The 25,306-nt window shown below is 73.9% G+C and carries 20 protein-coding genes; 17 read left to right on the top strand and 3 right to left on the bottom strand.

Translation table 11 applies throughout. The features are described from left to right. The first annotated feature begins 166 nt into the window (after nucleotides 1–166). The 3 genes from ACIBK6_RS05640 to ACIBK6_RS05630 all read left to right on the top strand — a co-directional run bounded on the left by ACIBK6_RS05640 (nucleotide 167) and on the right by ACIBK6_RS05630 (nucleotide 3,584). Entirely contained in the window at nucleotides 167–841 is a 675-nt protein-coding gene (locus ACIBK6_RS05640; protein WP_399049029.1) for a response regulator transcription factor, read from the top strand. 131 nt (nucleotides 842–972) lie between these two features. Continuing rightward, a complete protein-coding gene (locus tag ACIBK6_RS05635) occupies nucleotides 973–1,605 on the top strand; it encodes a DUF4255 domain-containing protein (RefSeq protein ID WP_399049027.1) in 633 nt (210 codons plus the stop codon). After that, nucleotides 1,602–3,584, top strand: a complete 1,983-nt coding sequence (locus ACIBK6_RS05630; RefSeq protein WP_399049025.1) for an AAA family ATPase — start codon at nucleotides 1,602–1,604, stop codon at nucleotides 3,582–3,584. Before ACIBK6_RS05635 ends, ACIBK6_RS05630 begins: the two co-directional genes overlap by 4 nt. 151 nt (nucleotides 3,585–3,735) lie before the next feature. On the opposite strand, the gene ACIBK6_RS05625 is transcribed toward ACIBK6_RS05630, so the two are convergent. From ACIBK6_RS05625 to ACIBK6_RS05615, 3 genes are all read right to left on the bottom strand, one after another. Then, a complete protein-coding gene (locus tag ACIBK6_RS05625; protein ID WP_399049023.1) occupies nucleotides 3,736–5,154 on the bottom strand; it encodes a hypothetical protein in 1,419 nt (472 codons plus the stop codon). A 404-nt stretch (nucleotides 5,155–5,558) separates the two neighbouring features. Beyond that, the gene (locus tag ACIBK6_RS05620; protein WP_399049022.1) at nucleotides 5,559–7,133 is read right to left on the bottom strand and encodes a hydrolase; all 1,575 of its coding nucleotides are present in this window, start codon (nucleotides 7,131–7,133) and stop codon (nucleotides 5,559–5,561) included. A gap of 51 nt (nucleotides 7,134–7,184) precedes the next feature. Next, nucleotides 7,185–10,379 (bottom strand): AfsR/SARP family transcriptional regulator, encoded by a 3,195-nt coding sequence (locus ACIBK6_RS05615; RefSeq protein ID WP_399049020.1) that lies wholly within the window; start codon nucleotides 10,377–10,379, stop codon nucleotides 7,185–7,187. A gap of 292 nt (nucleotides 10,380–10,671) precedes the next feature. Here ACIBK6_RS05615 and ACIBK6_RS05610 point away from each other — a divergent pair, with 292 nt between their 5' ends. From ACIBK6_RS05610 to ACIBK6_RS05545, 14 genes are all read left to right on the top strand, one after another. Continuing rightward, complete coding sequence (locus ACIBK6_RS05610) at nucleotides 10,672–11,202, top strand: hypothetical protein (RefSeq protein ID WP_399049019.1); 531 nt, start codon at nucleotides 10,672–10,674, stop codon at nucleotides 11,200–11,202. Between the two features lie 158 nt (nucleotides 11,203–11,360). Continuing rightward, nucleotides 11,361–11,537: a hypothetical protein gene (locus ACIBK6_RS05605; RefSeq protein ID WP_399049018.1), complete on the top strand. Its 177-nt coding sequence runs from the start codon at nucleotides 11,361–11,363 to the stop codon at nucleotides 11,535–11,537. Nucleotides 11,538–11,604: 67 nt separating this feature from the next. Continuing rightward, entirely contained in the window at nucleotides 11,605–13,191 is a 1,587-nt protein-coding gene (locus tag ACIBK6_RS05600) for a phage tail sheath subtilisin-like domain-containing protein (protein WP_399049017.1), read from the top strand. Nucleotides 13,192–13,247: 56 nt separating this feature from the next. Beyond that, nucleotides 13,248–13,691, top strand: a complete 444-nt coding sequence (locus ACIBK6_RS05595) for a phage tail protein (protein ID WP_399049015.1) — start codon at nucleotides 13,248–13,250, stop codon at nucleotides 13,689–13,691. Next, on the top strand, nucleotides 13,691–14,131 hold the full coding sequence (locus ACIBK6_RS05590) for a hypothetical protein (RefSeq protein ID WP_399049014.1): 441 nt from the start codon (nucleotides 13,691–13,693) through the stop codon (nucleotides 14,129–14,131). The genes ACIBK6_RS05595 and ACIBK6_RS05590 overlap by 1 nt, the downstream gene beginning before the upstream one ends. Next, nucleotides 14,128–14,286 carry a DUF6760 family protein gene (locus ACIBK6_RS05585; RefSeq protein ID WP_329464241.1) on the top strand — a complete coding sequence of 53 codons (159 nt, stop codon included), beginning with the start codon at nucleotides 14,128–14,130 and terminating at the stop codon, nucleotides 14,284–14,286. The genes ACIBK6_RS05590 and ACIBK6_RS05585 overlap by 4 nt, the downstream gene beginning before the upstream one ends. Before the next feature lie 1,875 nt (nucleotides 14,287–16,161). Continuing rightward, nucleotides 16,162–17,790: a hypothetical protein gene (locus ACIBK6_RS05580; RefSeq protein ID WP_399049012.1), complete on the top strand. Its 1,629-nt coding sequence runs from the start codon at nucleotides 16,162–16,164 to the stop codon at nucleotides 17,788–17,790. A gap of 63 nt (nucleotides 17,791–17,853) precedes the next feature. Beyond that, on the top strand, nucleotides 17,854–18,291 hold the full coding sequence (locus tag ACIBK6_RS05575) for a phage tail protein (protein ID WP_399049010.1): 438 nt from the start codon (nucleotides 17,854–17,856) through the stop codon (nucleotides 18,289–18,291). Nucleotides 18,292–18,293: 2 nt separating this feature from the next. After that, nucleotides 18,294–19,016, top strand: a complete 723-nt coding sequence (locus ACIBK6_RS05570; RefSeq protein ID WP_399049009.1) for a LysM peptidoglycan-binding domain-containing protein — start codon at nucleotides 18,294–18,296, stop codon at nucleotides 19,014–19,016. Further along, nucleotides 19,013–20,911: a VgrG-related protein gene (locus tag ACIBK6_RS05565; protein WP_399049007.1), complete on the top strand. Its 1,899-nt coding sequence runs from the start codon at nucleotides 19,013–19,015 to the stop codon at nucleotides 20,909–20,911. Before ACIBK6_RS05570 ends, ACIBK6_RS05565 begins: the two co-directional genes overlap by 4 nt. A gap of 10 nt (nucleotides 20,912–20,921) precedes the next feature. Then, nucleotides 20,922–21,362, top strand: coding sequence for a GPW/gp25 family protein (locus ACIBK6_RS05560; RefSeq protein WP_399049006.1), 441 nt, complete (start codon nucleotides 20,922–20,924; stop codon nucleotides 21,360–21,362). Then, entirely contained in the window at nucleotides 21,362–23,311 is a 1,950-nt protein-coding gene (locus ACIBK6_RS05555; protein ID WP_399049004.1) for a putative baseplate assembly protein, read from the top strand. Before ACIBK6_RS05560 ends, ACIBK6_RS05555 begins: the two co-directional genes overlap by 1 nt. Then, the gene (locus tag ACIBK6_RS05550; RefSeq protein WP_399049003.1) at nucleotides 23,308–23,874 is read left to right on the top strand and encodes a phage tail protein; all 567 of its coding nucleotides are present in this window, start codon (nucleotides 23,308–23,310) and stop codon (nucleotides 23,872–23,874) included. The genes ACIBK6_RS05555 and ACIBK6_RS05550 overlap by 4 nt, the downstream gene beginning before the upstream one ends. Before the next feature lie 6 nt (nucleotides 23,875–23,880). Further along, nucleotides 23,881–25,197 carry an NADase-type glycan-binding domain-containing protein gene (locus ACIBK6_RS05545; protein ID WP_399049001.1) on the top strand — a complete coding sequence of 439 codons (1,317 nt, stop codon included), beginning with the start codon at nucleotides 23,881–23,883 and terminating at the stop codon, nucleotides 25,195–25,197. The last annotated feature ends 109 nt before the right edge of the window (nucleotides 25,198–25,306 follow it).

Below are 25,306 nucleotides of genomic sequence, written 5' to 3'. Positions count from 1 at the left end.
CGGGGCCCGGGGTCGGTCGATCCCGGGCCCCGCGCCGCTGTACCCTTCACCTCTGTTCGATCTTGGCCCGTTTCGTTCCCCATTCAACGGTTGTTGATTCGCTGTTGATCGGGCCGGACCACTCTGTGCCGGTTGGGTACGCACGGGGTGGGAGAAGGGACAGGGAATGCCATTGCTCGCGAATCGTGTCACGGTGACCGTTCACGCCTCCGATCCGCTGAGCCGGGCCGGAGTCATCAGTCATCTGCAGCACCAGCCGACCGTGGAAGTCCTGCGCGACACCCGCGAGTCCCGCGAGACGGACGGCCGCCCGGCCGACCCCGCCGTCGCCGTCATGCTCGTCGACCAGGTGGACGACACGGCCTCCGCCGAACTGCGCCGCGTCGTGCGCGGCGGCGAACAGCGCGTGGTGCTGATAGCCCGCGAACTGCGCGAGCCGGACCTGCTGACCGTGGTCGAGTACGGCGTACGGGCCATCCTGTGGCGCCACCAGGCCACCGAGCAGCGCCTGTTGAAGGCCGTGCACAGCGCGGCGCGCGGCGAGGGCGAGCTGCCGCCGGACCTGATCAGCCGGCTGCTCGTACAGGTCGGACGGCTGCGCCGCTCGGAGACCACCTCGTCCGCCGGGTCCGCGTCGTCCGCACCGCTGTTCGGGATGGCGCCGCGCGAGGTGGACGTGCTGCGGCTCGTCGCCGAGGGCCTGGACACCCGGCAGATCTCCGAGAAGCTCGCCTACTCGGAGCGGACCGTCAAGAACATCCTGCACGCCCTCATGACGCGGTTGCAGCTCACCAACCGCGCACACGCCGTCGCCTACGCGCTGCGCGAGGGCTACATCTAGGCGTGCCCGGCGGGCACCCTCCTCAGCCGGCACGGCTGCGGGCACCCCCCATCCGACACGGCTCCAACCGCTCAATCGCCGCCGCGACCGACTCTTTTCGGCCGGTGTCCGGGACTCGGGAAATTGGCTCAATGATCCACGAAATCGACGAAGCGCTGCGGCGCATCCTGCGCGGCGGGGCGCTGCCCGAGGGAACGGGGGACGTCGTCTTCGAGGCGCCCACCCGCGACTGGGCGGCGCGCCGCAACACGCCCACCCTCAACGCCTATCTGTACGACATCCGCGAGGACGTGGCCCGCCGCGAGCGCGGCGCGTACGCGGAGCGGGACGCCAACGGCATCGTGCTGCGCAAGCGGCAGCCGCCCCGCTGGTACCGGCTGTCCTACCTCCTCACCGCGTGGACCAGCCGCCCCGAGGACGAACACCGGCTGCTGTCCGGCGCGTTGGCGTGTCTGCTGCCGCACGAGATGCTGCCCGCCGAGTCCGTACCGAAGGCGCTCGACGCGTACAAGGCGACCATTCCGCTCACGGTCGCGGTGCCGCCCGCCGAGTCGCGTTCCCTTGCCGACATCTGGTCGGCGCTCGGCGGCGAGCTCAAGCCCTCGCTCGACGTGGTGATCACCACGCCGTTCCCGGTCACTCCGGTGTACGAGGTCGCGCCGCCGGTCACCGAGGGCGCGGTGGTCACCGTGTCCGGCCGGGACGGGGTGCCGAACGACTCGCGGCCCCGGATGCTGCGCACCACCCGGGACGGCGCCAAGTGAACGAGGCCGCCCCCGCCCTGCTGGGCCGCCTCGAACGGCTGCGGACCTCGGTCGCCGCGCTGGTCGCGGCCCGCTCCGCCGACGACCCGACGGCGGGCGACCCGCTGCGCGGACTGTACGTGTCGGCGGAGACCGCCACCCGCCTGGTGAACGCGCCGACGCCCGAACTCCCCTCGCCCGACGGCCCGTTCCCATCCGGGCCCGGAGATCGCCTGGCCGCGGCGGCGGCCGGGTTCGGCCTCACCGCGCTCGACGAACTGATCCTCGTCGCGGCGCTCGCCCCCGATGTGGACCGGCGCTTCGAGCCGCTCTACGGCTACCTCAACGACGATGTGGGCCGGCGCCGGGCCTCGGTCGCCCTGGCCCTGGAACTCGCCGGGACCGGACCGCACGATCCGGTCGCCCGCGGCCGGCTCCACCCGGCCGCGCCGCTGGTCGGCGCGGGTCTGGTCGTTGTGGAGGACGAGGACCGGCCGCTGCCGGGCCGGGCCCTGCGGGTCCCGGAACGGGTGGTCGCCCACCTGCTCGGCGATGACACCCTGGACGGCCGGCTGGGGGACGCGCGCGTGGAGTTGCTGGCCCCGGGCGGCGACGCGCCCGCCGACGGGCTCGCGGCACGGATCGCCCGCTCCCGGCAGCCCCTCGCCGTCCATCTGCGCGAGCGCAGGGCCGGGAGCGGTGCGGACGCCGTGACCGCGGCGCTGCGCGGCGCCGGGCGCTCCGTGCTGCGCCACCGCCCCGAGAGCGCCGACCCGGCGACCGGCCGCACCCTGCTGCGCGAGGCCCGGCTTCGCGGCTCCGGCACCGCGGTGGTGGTGGAGCTGCCGCAGGACCAACCCGGGCCGCTGATCCGGGAGTTGACGGCGGGCGGGGTGACCGTGGTGTTCGCCGGGACCGAGCCGTACGACCCCGGGTGGGCGCCGGACGCGGGGCTTCTCGCCCTGGACGACACGGCCGTCGAGACCGACCCGCTGGCCGCCTGGACCGAGGAACTCCCCGGCTACGAAGGCGACTTGGCGGAGGCCGTAGGGCCCTACCGGCTCGGCGCCGGGCAGGTGCGGCGGGCCGCCCGGGGGGCGCTGGCCCTGGCCGGTTTCGAAGGGGCGCCGGTCGGCCTCGGCCACGTACAGAAGAGCGCACGGCTGCTTTCGGCGCCGCTGCTCGACAAGCACGCGCGGCGGGTGCGGCCCGCCGTGGGGTTCGCCGACCTGGTGCTGCCCGAGGAGCCGCTAGGGCTGCTGCACGAGCTCGCCGGGCGGGCCCGGCACCGGGACCGGGTGCTCGGCGAATGGCGGCTGCGTACCGGTGGCGGGCGCGGGCGGGGCGTCGTCGCGCTGTTCGCGGGCGACTCCGGCACCGGCAAGACCCTCGCGGCGGAGGTCGTCGCGGGCGAACTCGGTCTCGACCTGTACGTGGTGGACCTGTCGTCCGTCGTGGACAAGTACGTCGGCGAGACCGAGAAGAACCTGGAGCGGATCTTCTCGGAGGCCGACCGGACCGACTCGGTGCTGCTCTTCGACGAGGCGGACGCCGTGTTCGGCAAGCGCTCCGAGGTCAAGAGCTCGCACGACCGGTACGCCAACCTGGAGAGCGCCTATCTGCTCCAGCGCCTCGAAGCCTTCGACGGCATCGCGGTCCTGACCACCAACCTGCGGGCCAACATCGACGAGGCCTTCACCCGGCGGCTCGACCTGGTGGTGGACTTCCCGTTCCCCGACGTGGAACTGCGGGCCTCGCTGTGGCGCAGCTGTCTGGCCGGGGTGCCGCAGGAGGACGGGCTCGGGGCCGAACTGGACGCCTGCGCCAAGGAGTTCGAGCTGGCGGGCGGGGCGATTCGCTCCGCGGCGGTGACGGCGGGGTACATCGCGGCCGACCGGGGTTCTCCGGTGACCGCCGAGGACGTGCGCACCGGGGCGCGCCGCGAGTACGTGAAGTCGGGGCGGCTTGTGCCGGGGGTGGGCACGGCCTGGGCGCCGTAGCTCCGCAGGGGGGGCAGGTGTTCGGCTGCGGATCGATGGGGGTCCCCCCTGCTCGAACGAAGTTGAGAGCTTGGGGGAGGCTGCTCGCGCAGTTCCCCGCGCCCCTGGCAGGGCCGAGGGTGCCCTTGTGGGCGCCCCCGGCACGGACCGACTACTGGACGATCTTCCAGCGCTGCTGGTCGGCGGGCAGCGCCCCGCAGGCGCGGACCTCGGCGACCTGGAGGTGGGCCTTGTCGTTCGGCGACAGGTCGGAGAGGCACCAGACGACGTCCCGGCTCACCAGGCGTACGAAGCCGTCGGCGCCGTCGATCGGCTGGATCGCCCACTTCTGGTTGCTGGTCATCGACCCGTCGGACAGGCTCGGCGTGCCGCCGGAGGCGCCCCACATCTCGATCTGGTTGCCCTCCCTGGTCTTGTCCACGACGGCCCACGGCTCGGACGACGAGGTGATGGCGAACTCGTTGTTCGGCAGCGGATGGACGGCCCAGTACTGGTCCCAGGGCGGCTGGCCATGGGTGTCGGGCGCACTGTAGACGTACCGGCCCTCCGGCTTCTGGTCGGTGGCCGTCGTCAGGAACATCCCGAGCCCGGACTGGATCCGCACCTTCTTGTTCGGGTCGTACGTGGGCGGCTTCGGCCCGCCCCCGCCGCCGGGCTTGTCCGGCTTCGGCGGGACGGCGCCGCCGGGGTTCGGATTCGGCGGCGCGGCCGGCGGGGCGTCGGGACCCTTCGGCTTGTCCGACGGCGAGGGCGGCGGGGCGGACGGCAGCGGGCTCTTGGCGCCCTGCGGCAGCGGCTCCTCCTTGGAGGGCGCCTTCTCGGTGGCCTGGCTCGACACCTTCGGGGCCTGCTGGAACCAGAGCAGCGCGAACGCCACGGCAAGGGCCACCAGGAGCGACCCCACCGCGAGGAGCCAGCGCGGGAACACGGAGGGCTGCGTATAAGTGCCGCGCAGCTCCTCCGGGGCGGGCACCCCGGCCCGCGACACCTGGACGGTGAAGGGGCGTTCGCGCGAGGTACCGAACCAGCTGACCTTGGTCGCGGTGATCTCGACCTCGGCGAAACCGGCCCGGCCCGGGGCGACCTGGACCGCGCCGGGGTTGGCGTCGACGTCGAACGCGTCGCCGTTGTCCCGGGTGGAGAAGGAGGCGGTCAGCGGCTGGTTGCCGAGGTTGTCGATCGCGATCCGGCCCCGGGCCCGCCGACGGCCCCGTACGGTGCGCGGGACCAGCTCGGCGCGGAGTTCGGTGAACGGGCCGATGGTGAGCCGGCCCTCGGCGACGTCGGAGGCCTCGGGGTGTTCGCGCGGCTCGACCCGAATACCGAACGGGGCCGGGCCCGCCACGGCGTCAGGGGTGCGCGGTGGCGCGAAGGTGACCTCGGCGGTGCCCTCGGCCCCGGGGTAGATCCGCAGCACGGCCGGTTCCACCGACGCCCATCCGGCGGCCTCCCCGGCCGGCGAGAGCCGGTACTCCTCGACGGTGTCCCCCGTATTGCGCACCCGCAGCCGTGCGACGGCGCTGTCCCCGGGGGCGACGGTGATCGCGGGGGGCTCCAGAGATGTCCACATACTCACCCCATGAGTCAAGTGGGGAGAGCGGGCCACGTACAGCGCCGCAAAGGGCAGTCCCGAGGGCAGCGGTATGTGCCCTGACGGCCACGCGCCCATGGCCCGGTCGGCTGGGGGTGGCCGGATCCGGACGGTCGCGGGGGACGACCGTCCGGACGCTTGAGCGGCCGGGGCCCGGGGTGCCGGGCCCCTTCGGCCGGTCCGCGGCCCCGGGGTGGCCGGGGCCGCGGTCGGCCGGTGGCCGCGCCCGGGGTCACCGGGCGGCCTGCCCCGGACGGCTGTGGGGGAACAGCCGCCCGGGAGTTCTGTGGGGGCGGGGCGGGCGCGGCCGGGGCCTGGGAGTATCCGGTGGATCAGGGTCGGACACCCCCTAACGCCCGCTAACGTCCGCGCTAACGCCGTCGCTAACGGCCCGGCTTTCCGGGCCCGTTGACCGAGCCGCCGATCAGTTTGCCGAGCGTCGCCGCGTCGGCCGTGCCGGACGCCGGGAGGCCGACCTCCTGCTGGTACTGCTTGATCCAGCCCTTGATCGTGTCGTCCGACACCGCCACCTGGCCGCTCTTCTGGCCGTTCTTGAAGTAGTCGATGCCGGTCTTGGCGTACCAGCGGTCGAGTTTCAGGTCGTCGTTCGAGATGGGGACCTGCGACGCCCACCAGAACGACGCGGCCAACTTCGTCACCTGGTAGTTCTTCGCGCCGCTCTTCACGTCGTCCGGCTTGATGCCCTGCGCCCACAGCGAGGCGAGGGTGGCCCGTCCCAGGGTGCCTTCCGGGTCGGTCTTCGTCAGTTCGCGGCTGCTCTTCTGGTCCCGCATGACGTGCTGCTGGTAGCAGCGCAGCGAGGTGTCGGTGAGCTTGTCGATGACCCCCTCGGTCCAGCCGGGCTGCAGCGAGCAGACGTTGTTGAGCGTGGCCAGGCGGTACTGGGCGAAGGTGACGATGTCGTCCGGCCGGTAGCCCATCTGCCAGGACGGGCCCGACTTGGCGTTCGCCTTCGGCGGGGGCGCCTGCTTGGGGGCCGGGGGGATCACCGGCGGACCGTCGCCGGGCGCGGAGCTGTTGTCGCCGCCCCCGCCCCCGGCTCCGCCGCCACCGGCTCCGCCACCACCGGCCGGGTTCTGGGCGCCCGGCGGCGGCGAGGCCGGGGCCGAGGGGGCCGCCGGCAGCGGGGACTCGGCGCCCTGCGGCACCGGCTGCGCGCTGGCACCGGCGGCCTGCGTCTCGCCGGTCGCGGTGGTCACCTTCGGCTGGAAGCCCAGCCACATCACCGCGAACGCGACCGCGGCCGCCACCAGCAGGCTGCCCGTGGCGAGCAGCCAGCGCGGCAGCACCGGACGCTGGTCGAAGGTGCCGCCGAGTTCGAGCCCCTTGTCGTCGCCGGAGCGGCGTACCGCCAGGGTCAGCCGGTGCTGTTCGGCGGTGCCGGTCCAGCGGACCTGCTGCGGCCGGATGATGACTTTCGCGAACGCGGCCCGGCCCGGGGCGACTTGGACCGAGTTCGGCGCCATTTCATAGGTGAGCCGGTTGGCCTCGTCGCGTACGGTCAGCGAGGCCGTGAGCGGGGTGTTGCCGAGGTTGTCGACGGCGACGGCGGCCCGCCCCCGGAACCGGCCGACCAGGCTGGGCGGCAGCAGTTCGGCGCGCACCTCGGTGAAGGGCGCGACGGTGACCTGCCCCTCAAGCACGTCCCGCAGCTCGGGGTGCTCGCGGGGCTCCACGCGGATGCCGTACGGGGCCGGGCCCGCCAGGGCGTCGGGCGAGCGGGGCGGCGCGAAGGAGATCTCCGCGGTGCCCTCGCTGCCGGGGTAGAGGCGCAGGGTGTCGGGCTCGACACGGGCCCAGCCCGCGGGAGTGCCGACCACCGAGAGGCGGTATTCCTCGACCGTGTCGCCGGTGTTCCGTACCCTCAGCCGCGCGGTGGCCCGCCCACCGGGATCGACGGCGACGGCGGCCGGGTCCAGAGACGTCCACATGGTCATGAGGAAAAGGCTAGGGGGCGCGCCGGGTTACCCCCTGCCCGAAAGGCTCTGTCAGAGGGCAGCCCTCGCTGCACTCGTGGACCCGCCAACAGGGCTGCCCGTCGGGGCAGTCGACTGTCTGGGCACCGCGGCCGGGCCGGTCCACAGCAGCGCGGTCAGCTCGTCGGCGTCCGCCGCGCCGCGCGCGCTGAGCAGCCGGTGCGCGGTGCGCAGCGAGGCCAGCGCGGACAGCGCCGGGGTCTCGCCGAGCGCGAGCAGGGCCCGGCCGCGCGCGGCGAGCGCGAGCCCGCGGCAGAACGGGTCACCGAGGCCGTCCTCGATGGACAGGGCCTGCGTCGCACAGGCCGCGGCCTCGCTGGGCCGCTCCCGGGCCAGCGCGCAGTGCGCGAGCCGCGCCCAGGCGAGCGCCTCCCAGCGCAGCTCGCCGCTCCACTGGTGGTGCTGGCGCGACTCCCGCAGATGGGCGGCGGCCCGCACCGGCCGGCCGCCCGCGAGCAGCGCGCAGCCGATCTGGTACAGCACATGCCCGAGCGTACCCCGGTCGCCCAACTCCCTTGCCCTGCGCAGTACTTCATCGGCGGCGGCCTCGGCGCGCTCCTTCTGGCCGAGCAGCATGTGGGTGCGTACGACATGGGCGAGGACGCGCACCGCGTCGCCGGTGCTGCCCAGTTCGGTGAAGCGGGCGTAGGCCTGCTCGAACAAGGGGAGCGCTTCGGCGGGGCGGCCCATCACGCCCAGGATGATGGCGAGTTCGTGCGCCGCCCCCGACTCGGCGAGCGGGTCGCCGGCCAGCGCCGCGTACTTGAGCGCCTGGCGCAGGGTGCGTTCGATGCGCGGGTAGGTGTCGGCGCCCTGCTGCGGTACGGCGGCGATCAGGCGCAGCGCCCGGCCCGCCGAGCGGTCGTCCCCGTGGCACTGCGCCGCCGACAGGGCGAGGCCGGCCGGGCCCTGGAGTTCGTGGCGGCGGGCGGTGCCGAGGATCAGCTGGGCCCAGCCGGTGAGGAGGTCGACGGCGGGCCGCAGCGCCTGCTCGCCCAGGTCCTCCCAGGGTCCCTTGCCGAGCGCCTGCTCGACGGTGGCCCGGATCAGCTCGTGCGACTCCTGGAGCCAGACCCGGGCGTCCGCCGCGTCGGTGGGCCGGTAGCCGGGCGCCTGCGGCTCGTGCAGCAGATCCGGTACGCCGCTGAGCGGCCGCAGGCAGCGCAGTACGTTGCGCGTCCCGGCGAGCACATGGTCCAGGAGCCTGCGCTGGGCGGCGGGCCGTTCGGCGGCGTCGGGCGAATGCTCCAGGATTCGCCGCGCGTAGATCCGCACCAGGTCGTGGAAGCGGTAGCGGTCCACTCCGTACGCCTCGATCAGACCGGCGTCGACGAGCGCCTCAAGCGCGTCCTCGGCGGCGCACTCCTCCACGCCGAGTAGCGCGGCCGTGGTGTCCCGCCCGAAGACCGGGACGTCGGCGGCGGCCGCGAGGCGGAAGGCGCGCGCGGCCGGGGCGTCGAGCCCTTCGTAGCTGAGCCGGAAGGCGGCGGCCACGCCGAGCCCGTCGGCCTCCAGCTCGTCCAGCCGGTGGCGCTCGCTGCTCAGCCGGGCCACCAGATCGGCCACCGCCCAGTCGGGGCGGGCGGCCAGCCTGCTGGCCGCGATGCGCACGGCGAGCGGCAACCGGCCGCAGGCGGCGACCAGTTGGCGGGCCGCGTCCGGCTCGGAGCGCACCCGCCGCGCTCCCGCGATCGATTCCAGCATGTCCAGGGCGTCCTGCTCGTCCGGCGCCTCGACGTCCACGAGCCGCGCCCCGGGCAGGCCCACGATGCGCGTCCGGCTGGTGACGAGGACCGCGCTGCCCGGGGTGCCGGGCAGCAGCGGGCGGATCTGCGCGGTGTCGTGCGCGGTGTCGAGCAGTACGAGCACGCGCCGCCCGGCGAGCAGTGAGCGGTACAGCGCCGCCCGCTGCCCGGCGTCCTCGGGTACGGAGGCCTCGGCCACGCCGAGTGAGCGGAGCAGTTGGGTGAGGACGGCGGCGCTGTCGGCGGGCTCGGCGTCGTGGCCGCGCAGATCGACGTACAGCTGGCCGTCGGGGAACGCGGCGCGCATGCGGTGGGCGGCGTGTACGGCCAGCGCGCTTTTGCCCACGCCGCCGAGGCCCGTGAGTACGGCCACGCCCACGGCTCGGCCGTCGGAGGCGTGTTGGAGGGTGGCGGTCAGGTCGGCGAGGTGGGTGGCCCGGCCGGTGAAGTCAGGTATGTCCGGGGGGAGTTGGGAGGGGGGCGCGGATGGGCTCGGGACGTCGGCAGGCTCGGCGGGGGCGGGTGCGGCAGTAACCGGGGTTCCGGCGGCGGGGGTTCGTTGTGCCCACCCTTCCCCAAGGTCTCGGCTCCGCTCGACCAGGGGAGACCCCGATCGCCCTGCGGAACGACTGCCCACAACGTGGGGGCTCTGCGTGGCCGGGGCTTCCAGTGGGCGGGACAGCAAGCGGGTGTGCAGGGCCGTGAGTTCGGGGCCCGGGGGGACGCCCAGTTCGGTGTCCAGGGTGCGGCGGGTCGCCTCGTACACCGCGAACGCGTCCGCCTGGCGGCCCGCCCGGTGCAGGGCCAGCATCAGCAGCGCCTGGGCGCGTTCGCGCAGCGGGTGTTCGGCGGCGAACGCGCCCAGCGAGGCGATCGTCGCCGTGTGCCGGTCCAGGGCGAGGGCGCAGTGGAAGTGGTCTTCGCGGGCCGAGAGCCACAGTTCGGTCAGCCGGTCGCGCTGGCGCTCCGCGTGCGGCCCCGGCAGGCCCGCGAGCGGGCTGCCGCCCCACAGGGCGAGCGCTGCGGCCAGTTCGCGGTGGGCGGCGGCGGTGTCGCCCGCGCCCCGCAGCCGCGCGGCCTCGGCGAGGCGCGCCTCGAAGACCGCGGTGTCGAGCGCCGCGGCCGGCACCCGCAGCGCGTACCCGTCGTCGGCCGACACCAGGAGCCTGGCCGGGGTGCGTGCGGGCCTGCCGGGTTCCAGCAGGGTGCGCAGTCTCGATACGTAGGTGCGCAGGGTGCCCACCCCGCGCGGGGGCAGCCGCTCCCCCCATATCGCGTCGAGCAGCTCCGGCATGGAGACCGGCCGGCCCTCGCGCAGCAGCAGTACGGCGAGCAGGGCCCGCTGCTGGGGCGGGCCCAACGGCAGTGCGGTGCCACCGAGTTCGCCCTCGACGGGTCCGAGCATCCGGAACCGCAGTCCGCCGGTTATGCCGCCCTCGCCCGTTCCGCCGGATTCCGCCACGCGCCGCTGCCTCTCCCTCGCCCGGCCGACTCGTCCCCCGACGTTGCCCTTTCGGCCCACGAATGCTGTTCTTCCGGTCCACCGAACGCTACGTCAGGAGCGCCCGCAGGCCCTCATCACCCCGTGTATCCCCCATGGAGTTGGCCTGAACTGGCCCCTGTATCCCGTGGGTAACCGGGCGAAAGGGCAAGCTCCCTGCCCCCAAGACGGGCCGGGCGCCTCGTGCGTTCCCTCTCCCGCGGCCGAAGAATCGCGAGGCAGCCACCGAGGGGAGTCCGGACACGTGCGGGCCATGGAACAGAATCCGGCCGACCTGCACGGCGACGGACCGCATACCCGGCCGCCGCTGCGGCGCGGTTCCGCCGTCGCGGACGTCCGGCGGACCGCGGGCAACACGGCCCTCGCCCGGCTGCTCGCCCCCACGGCACCCGGGGCCCACGCGCTCGCACCCATACCCGTACCCGTACCCGTGCAGCCGATCAGACACATCAAGGCCGACCCCGCCGGCCCGACCGGCCAGGGGAGTTCGAACACGTACGCAAAAGGCATTGGGAAGTCGCGCCCACTGGCCAGGCCCGTGCTCCGGGGAGCACGCTGCATGAAGTACGGACAGCGACCGCACGATCACGGACCGGGGCGGAGTCGGCAGACCTGCTTGGGGGTGCGCGCCATGGGTGACAGTACGGAAGAGCAGGCGGCCGAGGACGCCAGGCGCAGGGAGGAGCTGATGGAGAAGGTCCGCGAGGCCAACCGGCTGAGCACCGGCCGCCCCTGCTCCCCGCCCGCTCCCGTGCCGGTGACGCCGGACGAGGACGACTGCTGACCGTCCGCCGCGCTGCCCGCGCCCACCCGCCCGAGTGACCGGACGGGCAACCCCGGCTGCCCTCGCCCCCGCACCTTCTCCCCTCCCGCCGCCGGCCCGCGCCAGCGAGGCTGGTCGGGACATTGGCCATCACGGCGACTCGGGGGAACGGGAACCACATGCGTGCGCAGGACCAGCAGGCCGCACGGGGCACTCACCGCCCGCGACTGCCGGACCGTACCCAGCACGCCCCGAGCGACGCGGCCCCGCCGACCACCTCCGCCGCGGCAGCCGTCCGGCGGACCGCGGGCAGCACGACGGCGTCCGCCGCGCGAGGTGGCGTCGACCACCCGTAACGGACCTCGCCCGGCAGCCGGGCCGTCCCGGCTCGTACCACCCCACCTTCACGAGGAGACCCCGACCGTGCCCAACTACCTCTCCCCCGGCGTCTACGTCGAGGAAGTCGCCAGCGGATCCCGCCCCATCGAGGGGGTCGGCACCTCCGTCGCCGCCTTCGTCGGGCTCGCTCCCGTCGGGCCGCTCAACGAGCCGACGCTGGTGACCAACTGGTCCCAGTACGTCGCCGAGTTCGGGGAGTTCACGGACGGGTACTACCTGGCGCACTCCGTCTACGGCTTCTTCAACAACGGCGGTACGGCGGCCTACGTCGTGCGCGTCGGCGGCACCGACACCGGCACGGCGCAGGCGGCCCCGCAGACCAACGCGGCCGCCGCGGCTCCCCAGGCGATCACCGCGGGCGAGTCCGTCGCGCTCGGCGCGTTCAAGGTCGCCGCCATCGCGGCGGGCACGAACGGCGCAGCGCTCACCGTCGAGGTGCAGGACGCCGAGGGCGAGAAGGACGCCGACCGCTTCAAGCTGGTCGTCAAGGACGGCGACACCATCGTCGAGAACTTCGACGTCAGCGCCAAGAAGTCGGCCCGCAACTTCGTCGTCACGCAGGTCAAGCAGCGCTCGAAGACGATCACCCTCGAAGAGGCCGTCGCGGGCGGCCAGCTGGCCCGCCCCGAGGCCCAGGCCGTCACCCTCGCGCCGCCCGTCGCCGCTTCCGCCCCGGCCGCCACCGGCGGCACGGTCGCGCGGATCGAATCCGGCCAGTTCATCGGCGACTCCGCCGACCGCACCGGCTTCGGCGGCCTGGAGGCCCTCGACGAGATCAACATGGTCGCGGTGCCCGACCTGATGGCCATCTACCAGCAGGGCCTGATCGACCTGGAGCAGGTCAAGGCCGTCCAGCTCGGCCTGGTCGCGCACTGCGAGCTGATGGGCGACCGGATGGCCGTCCTGGACCCGCCGCCCGGACTCAACGCCCGCGACATCCGCAAGTGGCGCATGGAGGTGGCCGGTTACGACTCCCGGTACGCCGCCCTGTACTACCCCTGGGTCAAGGTCTTCGACCCGTCCAGCGGCCAGACCAAGGTCGTGCCGCCGTCCGGCCACATGTCCGGCATCTGGGCCCGCAACGACGCCGAACGCGGCGTCCACAAGGCCCCCGCGAACGAGATCGTGCGCGGCGCCGTCGACCTGGAACTCCAGATCACCCGCGGCGAGCAGGACCTCCTCAACCCGATCGGCGTGAACTGCATCCGCGCCTTCCCGGGCCGCGGCATCCGCGTCTGGGGCGCCCGCACCCTCGCCTCCGACCCGGCCTGGCGCTACCTGAACGTGCGCCGGTACTTCAACTACCTGGAAGAGTCGATCCTGATCGGCACCCAGTGGGTCGTGTTCGAGCCGAACGACCACGCGCTGTGGGCCCGGATCCGCCGCAACATCTCCGCCTTCCTGGTCAACGAGTGGCGCAACGGCGCCCTGTTCGGCCAGCGCCCCGAGGACGCCTTCTACGTGAAGTGCGACGAGGAGACCAACCCGGTCGAGTCCGTCGACCTCGGCCGCGTCGTCTGCGAGATCGGCATCGCGCCCGTCAAGCCCGCCGAGTTCGTGGTGTTCCGCCTGGCCCAGTTCTCGGGCGGCGGCGGCGAGCTGGAGGAGTAGGACGCACCAACTCCCCATTCCCTAGGCCGATTTCGTACGAACAGGAGTAACCCAGCATGTCGCTTCAGCCCGGTGATGCCCTCACCACCCACAATTTCGGCCTGCAGATCGACGGTGTCATGGTCGAGTACCTGCAGGAAGTCAGCAGCCTCTCGATGGAGCAGGACGTCATCGAGTACCAGCAGGTCTCCGCGGCCGGCAAGCCGATCATCAAGAAGCTGCCCGGCGTGAAGAAGGCCGGTGAGTGCACGGTGACCCGCGGTGCCACCCACTCGTCCACGTTCTCCGAGTGGATCAAGCAGTCCATCGACGGAAACATGGGCTCGGCCCGCAAGAACGCCTCCATCATCATGATGGACTACCAGGAGAACCCGGTGAAGCGCTACCACCTGCGCAACGCCTGGTGCACCAAGGTCGAGGTCAGCGCGGTCAAGGCCGGCGACGCCTCCGCGATGACCGAGCAGGTCAGCATCACCTTCGAAGAGCTGGTCATCGAGTAATGAGGCGCGAAGGTCCTGGAGTTGGGGGAGCCGAGGCCCAGGCCCAGCCCCCGTCGGCCGCGCGGGAGCCGCTGCGCACCGAGTTCGAGTTCGAGCTGCCGCGCGGCTACGTGGACGAGTCGGGCACCGTGCACCGGCACGGCTCGATGCGGCTCGCCACGGCCCGCGACGAGCTGGTGCCGCTGCGGGACGTCCGGGTCCGCGAGAACCCGGCGTACCTGTCGGTGGTCCTGCTCGGCCGGGTGATCACCCGGCTCGGCACCCTCGGCGATGTCCACGACGGCACGGTGGAGAACATGTTCGCCTCCGACCTGGCCTTCCTCCAGGACTTCTACCGGCAGATCAACGCCGAGGGACACACCCGGGCGGCGGTGGCCTGCCCGCACTGCAACGAGTCCTTCGAGGTCGAGCTGGCCGGGAGCCGCCTGGGGGAATCGTGACGTACGCGGCCGACCGGATCGAGGAGGAGACCGCGTACCTGGCCTACCACTTCCACTGGGGCATGGACTCCATCCTCGACCTGGAGCATGCGGACCGGCGGGCGTACGTACGGCGGGTGGCGGCACTGGTGGAACAAGGCGAAGGGGAGCGGTGACGGGGGATGGCCCTGTTCAAGCGCCGGCGCGGCCGGACGTCCGAGACCGCACCGGCGGCTCCGGCCGCTCCGGCCGCCCCACCGGTACGGGGTGACGGCGGCTGGGCCGCCGCACCCCCGATCCAGCGGGCCCTGGCCGCCCCCCGCCTCACGGCGGAAGCGGCCTTCGGCTCGACCCTGGCCGCCCACCAGGACCTGTCGGTCGTACGCCCGCTGACCCACGCGGTCTCCCCGACGGCCCCCCACGGCGTCCTCCACAACGCCGTGACCCCGGTCCCCCCGAGCCCGTCCGCCCCTCTGCTGCACCTGCCGGTGGCCTCCGGCGGGCGGCAGGCGGAGGGCGCGGAGCCGACCCCGGCTCCGGCTTTCGGGGCGGGGCCGGGATCCGGGGCGGGTTCTGGCTCTGGTTCGGCTTCTGCTTCGGCTCCAGTGCAGCGGGCGGGGTCGGCTCCTGCTCCCGGTCCGGCTTCAAGTTCCGGTTCGGCTCCGGTGCAGCGGGCGGGGTCGGCTTCCGGTTCCGGTTCGGCTCCGGTGCAGCGGGCGGCTGCTCCTGCACGGGGTGCGGCGCCGACGCCGATCGCCCCGGCTGGGTCTGGTGCGTCTGCTACCGCTCAGGGGCCGACCGCGACTCCGCCGAGCGCGGGGGCCGTTGTGCAGCGGGCCGTCCCGGATCAGCTTGGTCCGGCGGCCAACTCCCGTGCAGAGTCAGCACCTTCGGTGCAGCGGGCCGCTGCGTCTTCGACCGGTTCCATGGGCACCCCTGCCGCGCCGCCGGGCCCGAGTGCGGCAGCACCGCGCGTTCCGGGCAACCAGCGGCCTGCCGCACCCGCATCCCGGCCCGGGTCCGCGACCCCGGTCGCGCCGCCGGTGCAACGCGCCGCCGCGTCGCCGCAAGGCCCTGTGGCCGAGCCTGTTGCGTCAACGGGTCCGGCTTCCAGCACAACTCCCGCAGTGCAGCGTGAGGTTGCGTCCCCCAGCGCTCCGGCGCCGAAGCCCGCAACGCCCAGCACCGGCCCCGCGATCCAGCGGACCACCACCCCCGCAGCGCAGCGCCCCAGCACCCCCACCCCGACACCGCACTCCACGACCCCGGCCGCACCCCCGATCCAGCGCGGCACCGCATCGCCGCAGGGTCCGACGACCAACCCCGCCGATGCGACACACCCCACGCCCGGAGCAACCCCCGCCGCACAGCGCGGGGTTACTCCAACCACCACACCGGCGCCGAAGCCCGCAACGCCCAACACCGGCCCCGCGATCCAGCGGACCGCCGCTCCCTCGGCAGGCCCAACGGCCAAGCCTGCTGAACCAACGCACCCCGCCACGCAGCGCCCCAACACCCCGGCCCCGGCACCGCACTCCACGACCCCGGCCGCACCCCCGGTCCAGCGAGCGACCGCATCGCCGCAGGGTCCGACGACCAACCCCGCCGATACGACACACCCCGCGCCCGGTGCAACTCACTCAGTACAGCGCGGAGTTACTCCCGTATCGCCTCCGACGCCCACCACGTCCAGCACCGGCCCGGCGTTCCAGCGGACCACCACCTCCGCCGCGCAGCGCCCCAGCACCCCCGCCCCGGCACCGCAGTCCACGCCCCCGGCCGTACCCCCGGTCCAGCGGGCGACCGCAGCGCCGCAGCGCCAAACAGGGCACCCCGCCGAGGCGCCTCGCCCCGCATCCGGCGCAACCCCCGCAGTGCAGCGGGCCGCCACACCTTCAGCTGCCCCGGCCGGCACACCCCCCGCCGTACAACGGGCCGCCCATCCCGCGCCGGGGCAGGCCGCCGCAGCCCCCGTGCCACAGCGCGCTGCGGCAACACCTCAGAGCCCGGCGGCCGAGCCAACGCGGCCCACGATCGGCGCAACTCCCGTAGTGCAGCGTGCAGTTACCCCGTCCACCGACGCGACGCCGGCAAGCCCGGCCGCGCCGTCGGTGCAGCGCGCTGCCACACCTCCGCAGGCCCCGGCGCCGCACGCCCCCGAGGTGCAGCGGTCCGCTACACCCATCGGCGCGACACCGCACAGCCCGGCGGGCACCCCGGCGCCGTCCCCCTCAGCACAGCGACGCGGCTCGCACGCCGAGACCCGGCCCGCGCCCGGCGCGGCTGACGTCGTTCAGCGCGCCGTCACGCCCACGCCCAACCCACCGCACGCCCGAACCGAAGCCGTACGCCCCACCACCCCGCCCGCGCCCGACGCCGCTCCCGTCGTGCAGCGGTCGGCCGCGCCCTCGCGCGGCGATGCGAGCCGCCCCCGTACGACACCGGCCGCGCCCAGCGCGGCGACTCCCGTCGAGGTATCGGGGCCGGCGATCCAGCCCGCCGCAGTACAGCGTGCCGCCTCGTCCATGCAGACCCCTGGCATCAACTACCAGGCCGCGCCCAGCAGTTCGGCAGCCCCTCCCTCGGTCCCGGCCGGACAGCAGGCAGCCAGGCCCGTGAACAGCCCCGTCACCGAACCCCGTACACCGCAGAACACCCTCCGCCCCGCGCACCCCGTCCTCCCCGTACGCGGAACGGCCAACGGCCCCGCACCGGCCCCGGGCGGCGCCCAGCCCATTCAGCGCGCTCTCACCCCCACGCGCCCTCCCCTGACCTCCGCTCCCCGGCCGGTCCGCCCCTCCCACCACCTCGACCCGGTGGGCGTCGTACGGGCCCCCGCCAAGGCACCCGCGCCCACCCCCGAGCCGGAGGCACCCGCGCCCGCACCCGCACCGCAGCCGGAGGCGACCGCGCCGCCCATCCAGCGCAAGCCCGTCGTCCGGCGGGTCAGCCGGGTGCAGAGTCCGGCGGCCGACGGGCCCCGGCGGCGGCCCCTCATCGGCGCCCCCATCACCCCGAGCGCCACTCCGGCCGCCCCGGCCATCACCCCGGTCGCCCCGGCCACCCCGCCCCCGGCCGTCGCCCCGACGCCCCCTCCCGTGCGGCGAGCCCCCGCGCCCGAGCCGCCGGCCGTCCCGGCCACCCCGCTCCGCAAGGTCCGGCTGCCCGGGCCGACTCCCGTACAGCGCGCCGCCGTTGCCGGTCCGCCGCTCGCTTCCGCCCGCCCGCTCACCACGCGGCATCAGGAGGCGGCGGCACGCGGGGCGGCCGAAAGGGTGGCCGCTCCCGCGCCGCTCAAGCAGGCCCCCGCCCGCTCCGAGGCCCGGCCGGTCGTTCCGTTGCGCGGTCCCGCCGCGCCCCGGGGCGTAGCGCAGCCGTCCGTGCAGCGGGCCCCGGCCGTGCCCGCCCCGCCGCGGGCCGTCACCCCCGTACGGCGCACCAGCCCAGCGCCCGCCCCGGCGGCGCAGCCCGCCCCCGCCCCCGTACCGCGGCAGGTGCAGCGCACCGCCCAAGCCCCCGCGCCCACCTCCGCATCCACATCCGCCCCCGAGCCCACCGCCCCCGAACAGCCCGCCGATCTGGACGCGTTGGCCCGCAGGCTCGTCGCGCCGCTCTCCCGGCTCCTGCGGGCCGAGCTGCGCGGGGACCGCGAGCGGATCGGGCGCCTGCGCGACCGCTGACCCCGCACGACAGACCCGTAACCCACCGACCCGCAACCCACCCCACCTACGGAAGACCACCCCATGCCCAGCACCCTTGACCCCGGCTCCACCGTCTTCTTCAAGCTGACCATCGACGGCCAGAACCTCGGCCTGTTCAACGGCTGCGACGGTCTCGCGTCCGAGGTCGAGGTGGAGCAGCACCAGGAGGGCGGCAACAACGGGTTCGTGTGGCAGCTGCCCACCCGCGTCACGTTCTCCACGATCCGGCTGACCCGGCCGCTCACCGCCGACACCTCCAAGGTGGCTTCCTGGATCTCCTCGCTCGCCACCGGCATCACCCGGCCGACCGCGCAGATCGCCGCGCTGCGCGCCGACGGTTCGATCGTCGCGCAGTGGGGGCTCGTCGAGGTGCTGCCGGTGCGCTGGACGGGTCCGAGCCTGGACCCGGCGAGTCCGAGCGTGGCCACCGAGACGCTGGAGATCGCCCACCACGGCTTCACCGACGCGGGAGGTGCCTGAGCATGGCCGCTCCCACCGGAGGCAAGGCGGCGGGGCTCTCCCGTGCCACCCTCGCCATCCACCAGCCGCCGACCGACCTGGGCGGTTCGATGGGCGGGCTCATCGGCGAGGTGAAGTTCCAGTTCAACCCGTCGAAGCTGCAGCTCGGGCGGACCGCGAGCTGGACCACCCCGCTGGCCATCGCCTACACGAAGACCGCACCGCCCAAGTTCACCGGCGCGCAGCCCGCCTCCCTCCAGCTGGAGGTGTTCCTCGACGCGTCGGGCACGCCCAGCTCCAACACCGTGCAGACGCAGGTGGAGCTGCTGCTCTCGTGCTGCGAGGTGACCTCGCAGAGCGTCAGCGCGAAGGCGCCGTCGCCGCCGTGGGTGAAGTTCACCTGGGGCTCGTTCTCGACCGTCCAGTTCACCGCGTTCGTCACGAGCGTGAACGCCAGCTACACCCTGTTCAGCCCCAACGGCGTTCCCCTGCGCGCCACCTGCACGCTGGCGCTGACCGAGGTCTCCAGCGAGACCAAGCGCCAGAACCCCACCTCGGGCGCGCTCTCGGCGCGCCGGGTGCACCGCACGGTCGCCGGGGACACGCTCGCCTCGCTGGCCTGGCGCGAGTACGGCGACGCCACCCGCTGGCGGACCATCGCCGAGGCCAACGAGATCGACGACCCGATGCGGCTGCGCCCCGGCACCGAGCTGCTGCTTCCCGCTTCCTCGGAGGGCGTCGCGTGAGCGAGAAGACCTTCACCACCGTCCTGCACGTCCAGATCAACGGGGCCGTGCTGCCCGACCAGTTGGCCGTGCGGCTCATCGAGGGCTGGGTGGACGCCTCCGTCAACGTGCCCTCCGCCTTCCAGCTGACCTTCACCGACAAGGACGGCACCCTCACCACCAAGTTCCCCATGCTCAAGATCGGCGCGAAGGCCGTCCTGAGCCCGTTCACCGACGGCCGGCGCGCCGATCCGATGCTGACCGGCGAGGTCACCGCGCTGGAGGTCGACGCCGAGCCGAGCACCGGCCGCCACCTCGTCGTACGCGGCTACGACCCCGGCCACCGGCTGCTGCGCAACCGCCGCGTCATGGGCTACCCGAGCATGACGGCCTCCGACATCGTGCGCCGCGTCGCCGGGCTCAACGGGCTGGACCTCGGGAAGATCGACTCGACGCCGACGGTGTACGACCTGGCGACCCAGCCCAACACCACCGACTGGGACTTCCTGGCCCGCCTGGCGGCCGAGAACGACGTGCGGCTGTCCTTCGACAACGAGGGCAAGCTGAACTTCGCCGCCCTCAAGCCGGCCTCCGGCGCCCCCTCCGACACCACCCCGGCCGCCCAGAGCCCGTACGTCCTGGACTTCGGCGCGAACACCCTGCACAGCCGGGTCGCGATGACGGCGGCCGGGCAGGTCAAGCAGGTCAGCGTGCGCGGCTGGGACATGCGCACCAAGCAGCAGCTGAGCGCGCCCGCCCCCGCCGTCACCAGCCCCGACATCGCGGCCGACATCACCCCGGCGACGGTCACGACTCCCTTCGGGGCGGCGGAGCTCACCGCCACGCAGATCCCGTACACCACGCAGTCCGAGGTCATGCACGCCGCGCGCGCCCTCGCCGACGACGTCACCGGCGCCTTCGCCGAGCTGGAGGTCGCCGTCACCGGCAACCCCGACCTCAAGCCCGGCACTCCCATCGCCGTGAAGGGCGCCGGGTTCCCCTTCGAGGGCAAGTACACGGCGACCGGGGTCCGCCATGTCTTCGCCTCCGGCGAGCCGTACACCACCTGGCTGAACGTCTCGGGCCGCCAGTTCCGTTCGCTGTACGGGCTCGCCGCGGGCGGCACCGACCAGGCGCCCCCGATGCCGGGGGTCGCGGTCGCCCTGGTCACCAACACCAAGGACCCGCTGACCCTCGGCCGGGTCCGGCTGCGCTTCCCGTGGCTGTCCGAGACGTACGAGAGCGACTGGTGCCGGGTCGCGCAGTTCGGCGGCAAGGGCGGCGGCGGGCTGCTGCTTCCCGACGTCAACGACGAGGTGCTGTGCGCCTTCGACCGGGGTTCCCTTGAGCACCCGTACGTCATCGCGGGCCTCTACAACGGCATCGACAAGCACACCCGCGAGCCCGACAACATCCCGGCGGTCGACCCGACCAGCGGGCAGATCAACTGGCGGGCGGTGACCGCCCGCAGCGGGCACACCGTCGAGCTGCTCGAATCGGGCGGCGCCGCACGGGCCTCCAGCGGCATCCGGCTGCGCACCGGCGAGGGCAAGCTGTACGTCCAGCTGAACGAGGCCCGCACCACCCTCACCATCAGCAGCGACGGCAGCGTCAAGATCCATGGCGCCCGGAGCATCGACATCGACTCGGGCGGCGACCTGTCCCTGAAGGCCGTCGGCAAGCTGAGCATGCAAGCGGGCGCGGGTATCGAGATGGACGCCGGCATGGCCATCAACGTCAAGGCGGGCCTCGCCTTCGACGTCAAGGCGGGCGCCGAGGCCTCCCTCGACGCCGGCGGCGCGGTGCAGCTGAACGCGGCCGGCATGGCGTCCATCAAGGCGATCGGCAACGCCAACGTCACCGCGGCGACCATCGAACTGACCGGCATCACGCTGCGCAACGGCCTGCCCTTCTAGGAGAGTTGAGATGAGCGAACACTTCGTCGGGGCCGGCTGGGCCTTCCCGATGCGCACCGACCCCGGCGGCGGCATCGCACTGGCCCGCCGGGACCGCGAGATCGAGGAGGCCATGCGCCTGGTGCTCGCCACCGCGCCGGGCGAGCGGCCCATGCGCCCCGAATTCGGCTGCGCGGTGCACGACCTGGTGTTCGCGCCCGTCAACGACGCCACCGCCGGGCGCATCCGCTACGAGGTGCGCACCTCGCTGGACCGCTGGGAGCCCAGGATCGAGGTCCAGGAGGTCACCGTGACCCCGGCGCCCGACGAGCCGACCGTGCTGCACATCGACGTGCGGTACTCGGTGCGCGGCACCAACAACCCGCGCAGCCTCGTCTTCCCCTTCTATGTGATTCCCTCCGAGGGCGGCGACCAGCCAGGCCCGACGGCCGGCGAAAGCGAACTGCACTGATGGCCCTCCCCGCACCCCATCTCGACGACCGCCGCTTCCAGCAGTTCGTCGACGACGCCAAGCGCTACATCCAGCAGCGCTGCCCCGAGTGGAGCGACCACAACGTCTCCGACCCGGGTGTCACCCTCATCGAAGCCGTCGCGCACATGGCCGACCAGCTGGTCTACCGGCTCAACCGGGTGCCCGAGAAGAACCAGCTCGCCTTCCTGGACCTGCTCGGGGTGACCCTGTTCCCGCCCGCCGCGGCCCGCGCCTCGGTGACGTTCTGGCTCTCGGCGCCCCAGTCGGAACCGGTGGTGCTGCCCACCGGCACCGAGGTCGCCACCAGCCGTACCGAGACCGAGGAGGCGGTGGTCTTCGCGACCGAGGACGATCTGACGATCGTGCCCAGCCACCTCACCCACGTACTGCGCCAGCCCGCCGGGTCCGGACCCGAGGACTGCTCGCAGGACGTGCTCGGCAACACCGACGTCTCCGTGTTCAGCACCGGCCCGCTCCCCGGCGACGTGCTGCTCTTCGGCCTGTCGGCGGCCATCCCGAACTGCACGGCCGCGCTGCGCCTGGAGAGCCGGGTCGACGGCGTCGGCGTCGACCCGCGCCAGCCGCCCCTGGTGTGGGAGGCGTGGACCTCGGACGGCTGGACCGAGTGCGAGGTCGCCGAGGACTCGACCGGCGGTCTCAACCGGCCCGGCGAGGTCGTCCTGCACATGCCGGGCGGCCACACGGTGTCCCGGATGGCGGGCCGCCTGGACGCGGGCTGGCTGCGCTGCCGGGTCGTCGAGGCCGCCCCCGGCCAGCCGTTCTACAGCGTCTCGCCGACCGTGCGCGGCGCCTCCGCCTTCACCATCGGCGGTACGACGCAGGTCTCGCACTCCGAGTCGGTGCACGACGAGTCCCTCGGCGACTCCGAGGGCGTCCCGGGCCAGCGGCTGCTGCTCGCGCACGCGCCCGTCGTCGGCGGCGTGCGCCTGGAAGTGTCGGCGGGCGAGGGCTGGGAGGAGTGGGAGGTGGTGGACGACTTCGCGTCCTCCAGCCCCTTCGACCGCCACTTCACCCTGGACGCGGCGACCGGCGAGCTCGCCTTCGGTCCGGCGGTGCGCCAACCGGACGGCACGGTACGGCAGTTCGGCGCGGTCCCCGTCAAGGGCGCCGCGATTCGGGCCTCGCGCTACGGCACCGGCGGCGGCCGTTCCGGCAACGTCGCCCGGGGTGCGATCCAAGTGCTCCGCAGCTCCATCCCGTACATCGCGCGGGTCGAGAACCGGGAGGCGGCGCGGGGCGGCGTCGACGGCGAGACCGTCGAGGAGGCCAAGACCCGCGCCCCGATCGCGCTGCGCGCCCAGGAGCGCGCCGTGACCGCCCGCGACTACGAGGAGCTGGCCCGCCGGGCCGCCCCCGAGACCGCCCGCATCGCCTGCCTGGCGGCGGACTCGGCGGAGTCGGGCGACAACGCGGTACGGGTCCTGGTCGTCCCGCAGGCCGTGCCCGACCGGGGCGGCCGCCTGCGCTTCGAGCAACTGGTGCCGGGCGACGAGCTGTTGGGCCGGGTCACGACGTTCCTGGACGAGCGCCGCCCCCTGGGCACCCGGCTGGCCGTGGGCCCGCCCTTCTACCAGGGCGTCACGGTCGTGGCCACCCTGCACGCCTTCCGCGCCGCGAAGGCCGACCACGTACGCGACGAGGCGCTCAACGCGCTGTACTCCTACCTGGACCCGCTGACCGGCGGCGCCCACGGCACGGGCTGGCCCTTCGGCCGGCCGCTGCGGGCGGGCGAGATCTTCGCGGCACTGCAACGCGTCCCGGGCGTGGAACTGGTCGACGAGGTCCTGCTCCACCCCGCCGACCCCCTGACCGGCCGCCGGGGCGACGCGACCGACCGCATCGAACTCTCCCCCTCCGCGCTGCTCTTCCCCTTCGACCACCGCGTCCGCGTCATCGAGGCCCGATGAGCGCCCGCGGCACCATCGAAGGCCTGGGCTCCTCGCACCCGCTGGGCGGCCAGCTGCCCGCCGTGTACGCGGACGACGACTTCGCACAGCGCTTCGTGGAGGGCCTGGACATCGTCCTGGCCCCCCTGTTCAACGTGCTCGACTGCCTGGAGGCCTACTTCGACCCGGCGATCGCCCCCGAGGACTTCGTGGACTGGCTCACCACCTGGGTCGGCACGGAGCTCGACGGCACGGAGCCGCTGGAGATCCGTCGCCACGCGGTAGCGACGGCAGTCTCCCTCCACCGCGTGCGCGGCACAGCTCAAGGCCTCTCCCAAGCGGTCCAACTGGCCTTCGGGGTACGCCCCGAGATCACCGAGAGCGGCGGCGCGATGTGGTCGGCTCGCCCCCTGGGCCCGTTCCCCGGCACCCCCCGGGCAGGCTTGACGGTAACCCTCACCGTCCCCGACCCTTCCGCCATAGACCCCTACCGCCTCCAGGCAGTGGTGGCGGCGGCCCGCCCCGCCCACCTCCCTTTCACGGCCGAGGTAACCCGTAAAACCCTGATCCCCGAAGGGAATTGATCGCTGATGTCCACCCCGGCCACCGTCCCCTGCCCCGACTGCGGCACCCCGGCCCGCCCCACGGGCCAGTCCTTCTGCGACTCCTGCGGAGCCTTCCTCCGCTGGACGCCCCCGGCGACTTCGCCAACCCCGGACGCGCCCGCGTCGGCCCCTGCCCCGGCGGCGTCCACACCGCCCTCGGGCAGCACCCCGGCCGCACCCAACCCGTCGCCGGGCACCACGTCGGCGGCCGCACCCGGGGCGGGGGCGACCCCGCCCGCGTCCACGCCGTCGGCGGACACCGCCACGGCGCCAGAGGAACCCCGAACCCCGTCTGCGGGAGCCGCGCCGGAAGCCGCCAACCCCGCCGAACCGGCGAACCCGCCCCAGGCGCACCCTGCCAACCCGGCCCCCGCATCGGCTCCGGGAGCCACCACCACCCCCATCCCCGCCGTACCCGCAGCGGACACCACCCCCCTCCCCACCGCGAGGCAAACCTCAGCCACGGACGCCGCAAGGGCCCTCCTCGTACCGGTACAGGAACCCACCCCCGTACAGCCGCCGGAGGCCCCCGGCCCGGCTCTCCCCGGCCGCCCGGAAGCCGCCCGCCCCCGCGTCCGCACGGCAACCCCCGCCCCCGCACCGGAAAACGGCACACCCTGCCCCGCCTGCGGCACCCCCAACCACGAGCACCGCAACTTCTGCCGCAGCTGCGCCACCCCGCTCACCCCGCGCCGCGCGGACAACGCGGAGGGCCCGTACGCCGGCCAGCGCCCCCCGCTGTACCGGGACCGCAAGCGCTGGATCGCAAGGGCGTTGATAACAACGGCAGTTGTGGCACTGATCGTGGGCGGCATCTTCGGCGGCCCCCCGGCGGCCCGCGCCGTACAGGACCACTTCGCCAAGCGCGTGGCCGTACACCCGACGGCTTGGAAGGCATCCCACTCGGACCCCAAGCACGGCGCGGATCTCGCCGGCGACAGCTACTCCAACACGTGGTGGGGCACGGGCTTGCAGGGCGATGCGGCGAGCCAGTGGCTGGAGGCGACGTTCGGCCAGCCGACCGACCTCCTGGCCATGCTGATCACGCCGGGCACCTCAAGTCGCTCGGGCCAGCAGTCGGAGCAGGCCCGCCCCCAGGAGTTCGACCTGGTGGTGACCGACTCCAGCGGCAAGACACACACCTCGCACCACAGCATCAACGACGGCGGGGTCCAGCGCATCGACGTCCGGGTACGCGACGCCGCCTCGGTACGCCTGATCCTGCGCTCGGCATTCGGCGCGGGCCCGGACAAGCAGGTGGCAATAGCCGAACTGGAATTCTTCAGCAGGTCCCGCAACTGAGGTCTGCCGATACGGAATTGCCCCGCCGAGCCGAAGAAGCGGCACGGCGGGGCGAGCCATTACCGAACCGGAACACCCCTGCCCCACAGCTCCTCGGTGCCCCGTCAGA

This window comes from Streptomyces sp. NPDC050485 (assembly GCF_044458185.1).
Classification (GTDB): domain Bacteria; phylum Actinomycetota; class Actinomycetes; order Streptomycetales; family Streptomycetaceae; genus Streptomyces.
This window is presented reverse-complemented; position numbering and strand designations above follow the sequence as displayed.

Coding starts and splice junctions, on each gene's coding strand:
- ACIBK6_RS05640 (WP_399049029.1), top strand. CDS start 167: ATGCCATTGCTCGCGAATCGTGTCACGGTGACCGTTCACGCCTCCGAT.
- ACIBK6_RS05635 (WP_399049027.1), top strand. CDS start 973: ATGATCCACGAAATCGACGAAGCGCTGCGGCGCATCCTGCGCGGCGGG.
- ACIBK6_RS05625 (WP_399049023.1), bottom strand. CDS start 5,154: ATGTGGACATCTCTGGAGCCCCCCGCGATCACCGTCGCCCCCGGGGAC.
- ACIBK6_RS05620 (WP_399049022.1), bottom strand. CDS start 7,133: ATGACCATGTGGACGTCTCTGGACCCGGCCGCCGTCGCCGTCGATCCC.
- ACIBK6_RS05610 (WP_399049019.1), top strand. CDS start 10,672: ATGGAACAGAATCCGGCCGACCTGCACGGCGACGGACCGCATACCCGG.
- ACIBK6_RS05605 (WP_399049018.1), top strand. CDS start 11,361: ATGCGTGCGCAGGACCAGCAGGCCGCACGGGGCACTCACCGCCCGCGA.
- ACIBK6_RS05595 (WP_399049015.1), top strand. CDS start 13,248: ATGTCGCTTCAGCCCGGTGATGCCCTCACCACCCACAATTTCGGCCTG.
- ACIBK6_RS05590 (WP_399049014.1), top strand. CDS start 13,691: ATGAGGCGCGAAGGTCCTGGAGTTGGGGGAGCCGAGGCCCAGGCCCAG.
- ACIBK6_RS05575 (WP_399049010.1), top strand. CDS start 17,854: ATGCCCAGCACCCTTGACCCCGGCTCCACCGTCTTCTTCAAGCTGACC.
- ACIBK6_RS05570 (WP_399049009.1), top strand. CDS start 18,294: ATGGCCGCTCCCACCGGAGGCAAGGCGGCGGGGCTCTCCCGTGCCACC.
- ACIBK6_RS05560 (WP_399049006.1), top strand. CDS start 20,922: ATGAGCGAACACTTCGTCGGGGCCGGCTGGGCCTTCCCGATGCGCACC.
- ACIBK6_RS05555 (WP_399049004.1), top strand. CDS start 21,362: ATGGCCCTCCCCGCACCCCATCTCGACGACCGCCGCTTCCAGCAGTTC.
- ACIBK6_RS05550 (WP_399049003.1), top strand. CDS start 23,308: ATGAGCGCCCGCGGCACCATCGAAGGCCTGGGCTCCTCGCACCCGCTG.
- ACIBK6_RS05545 (WP_399049001.1), top strand. CDS start 23,881: ATGTCCACCCCGGCCACCGTCCCCTGCCCCGACTGCGGCACCCCGGCC.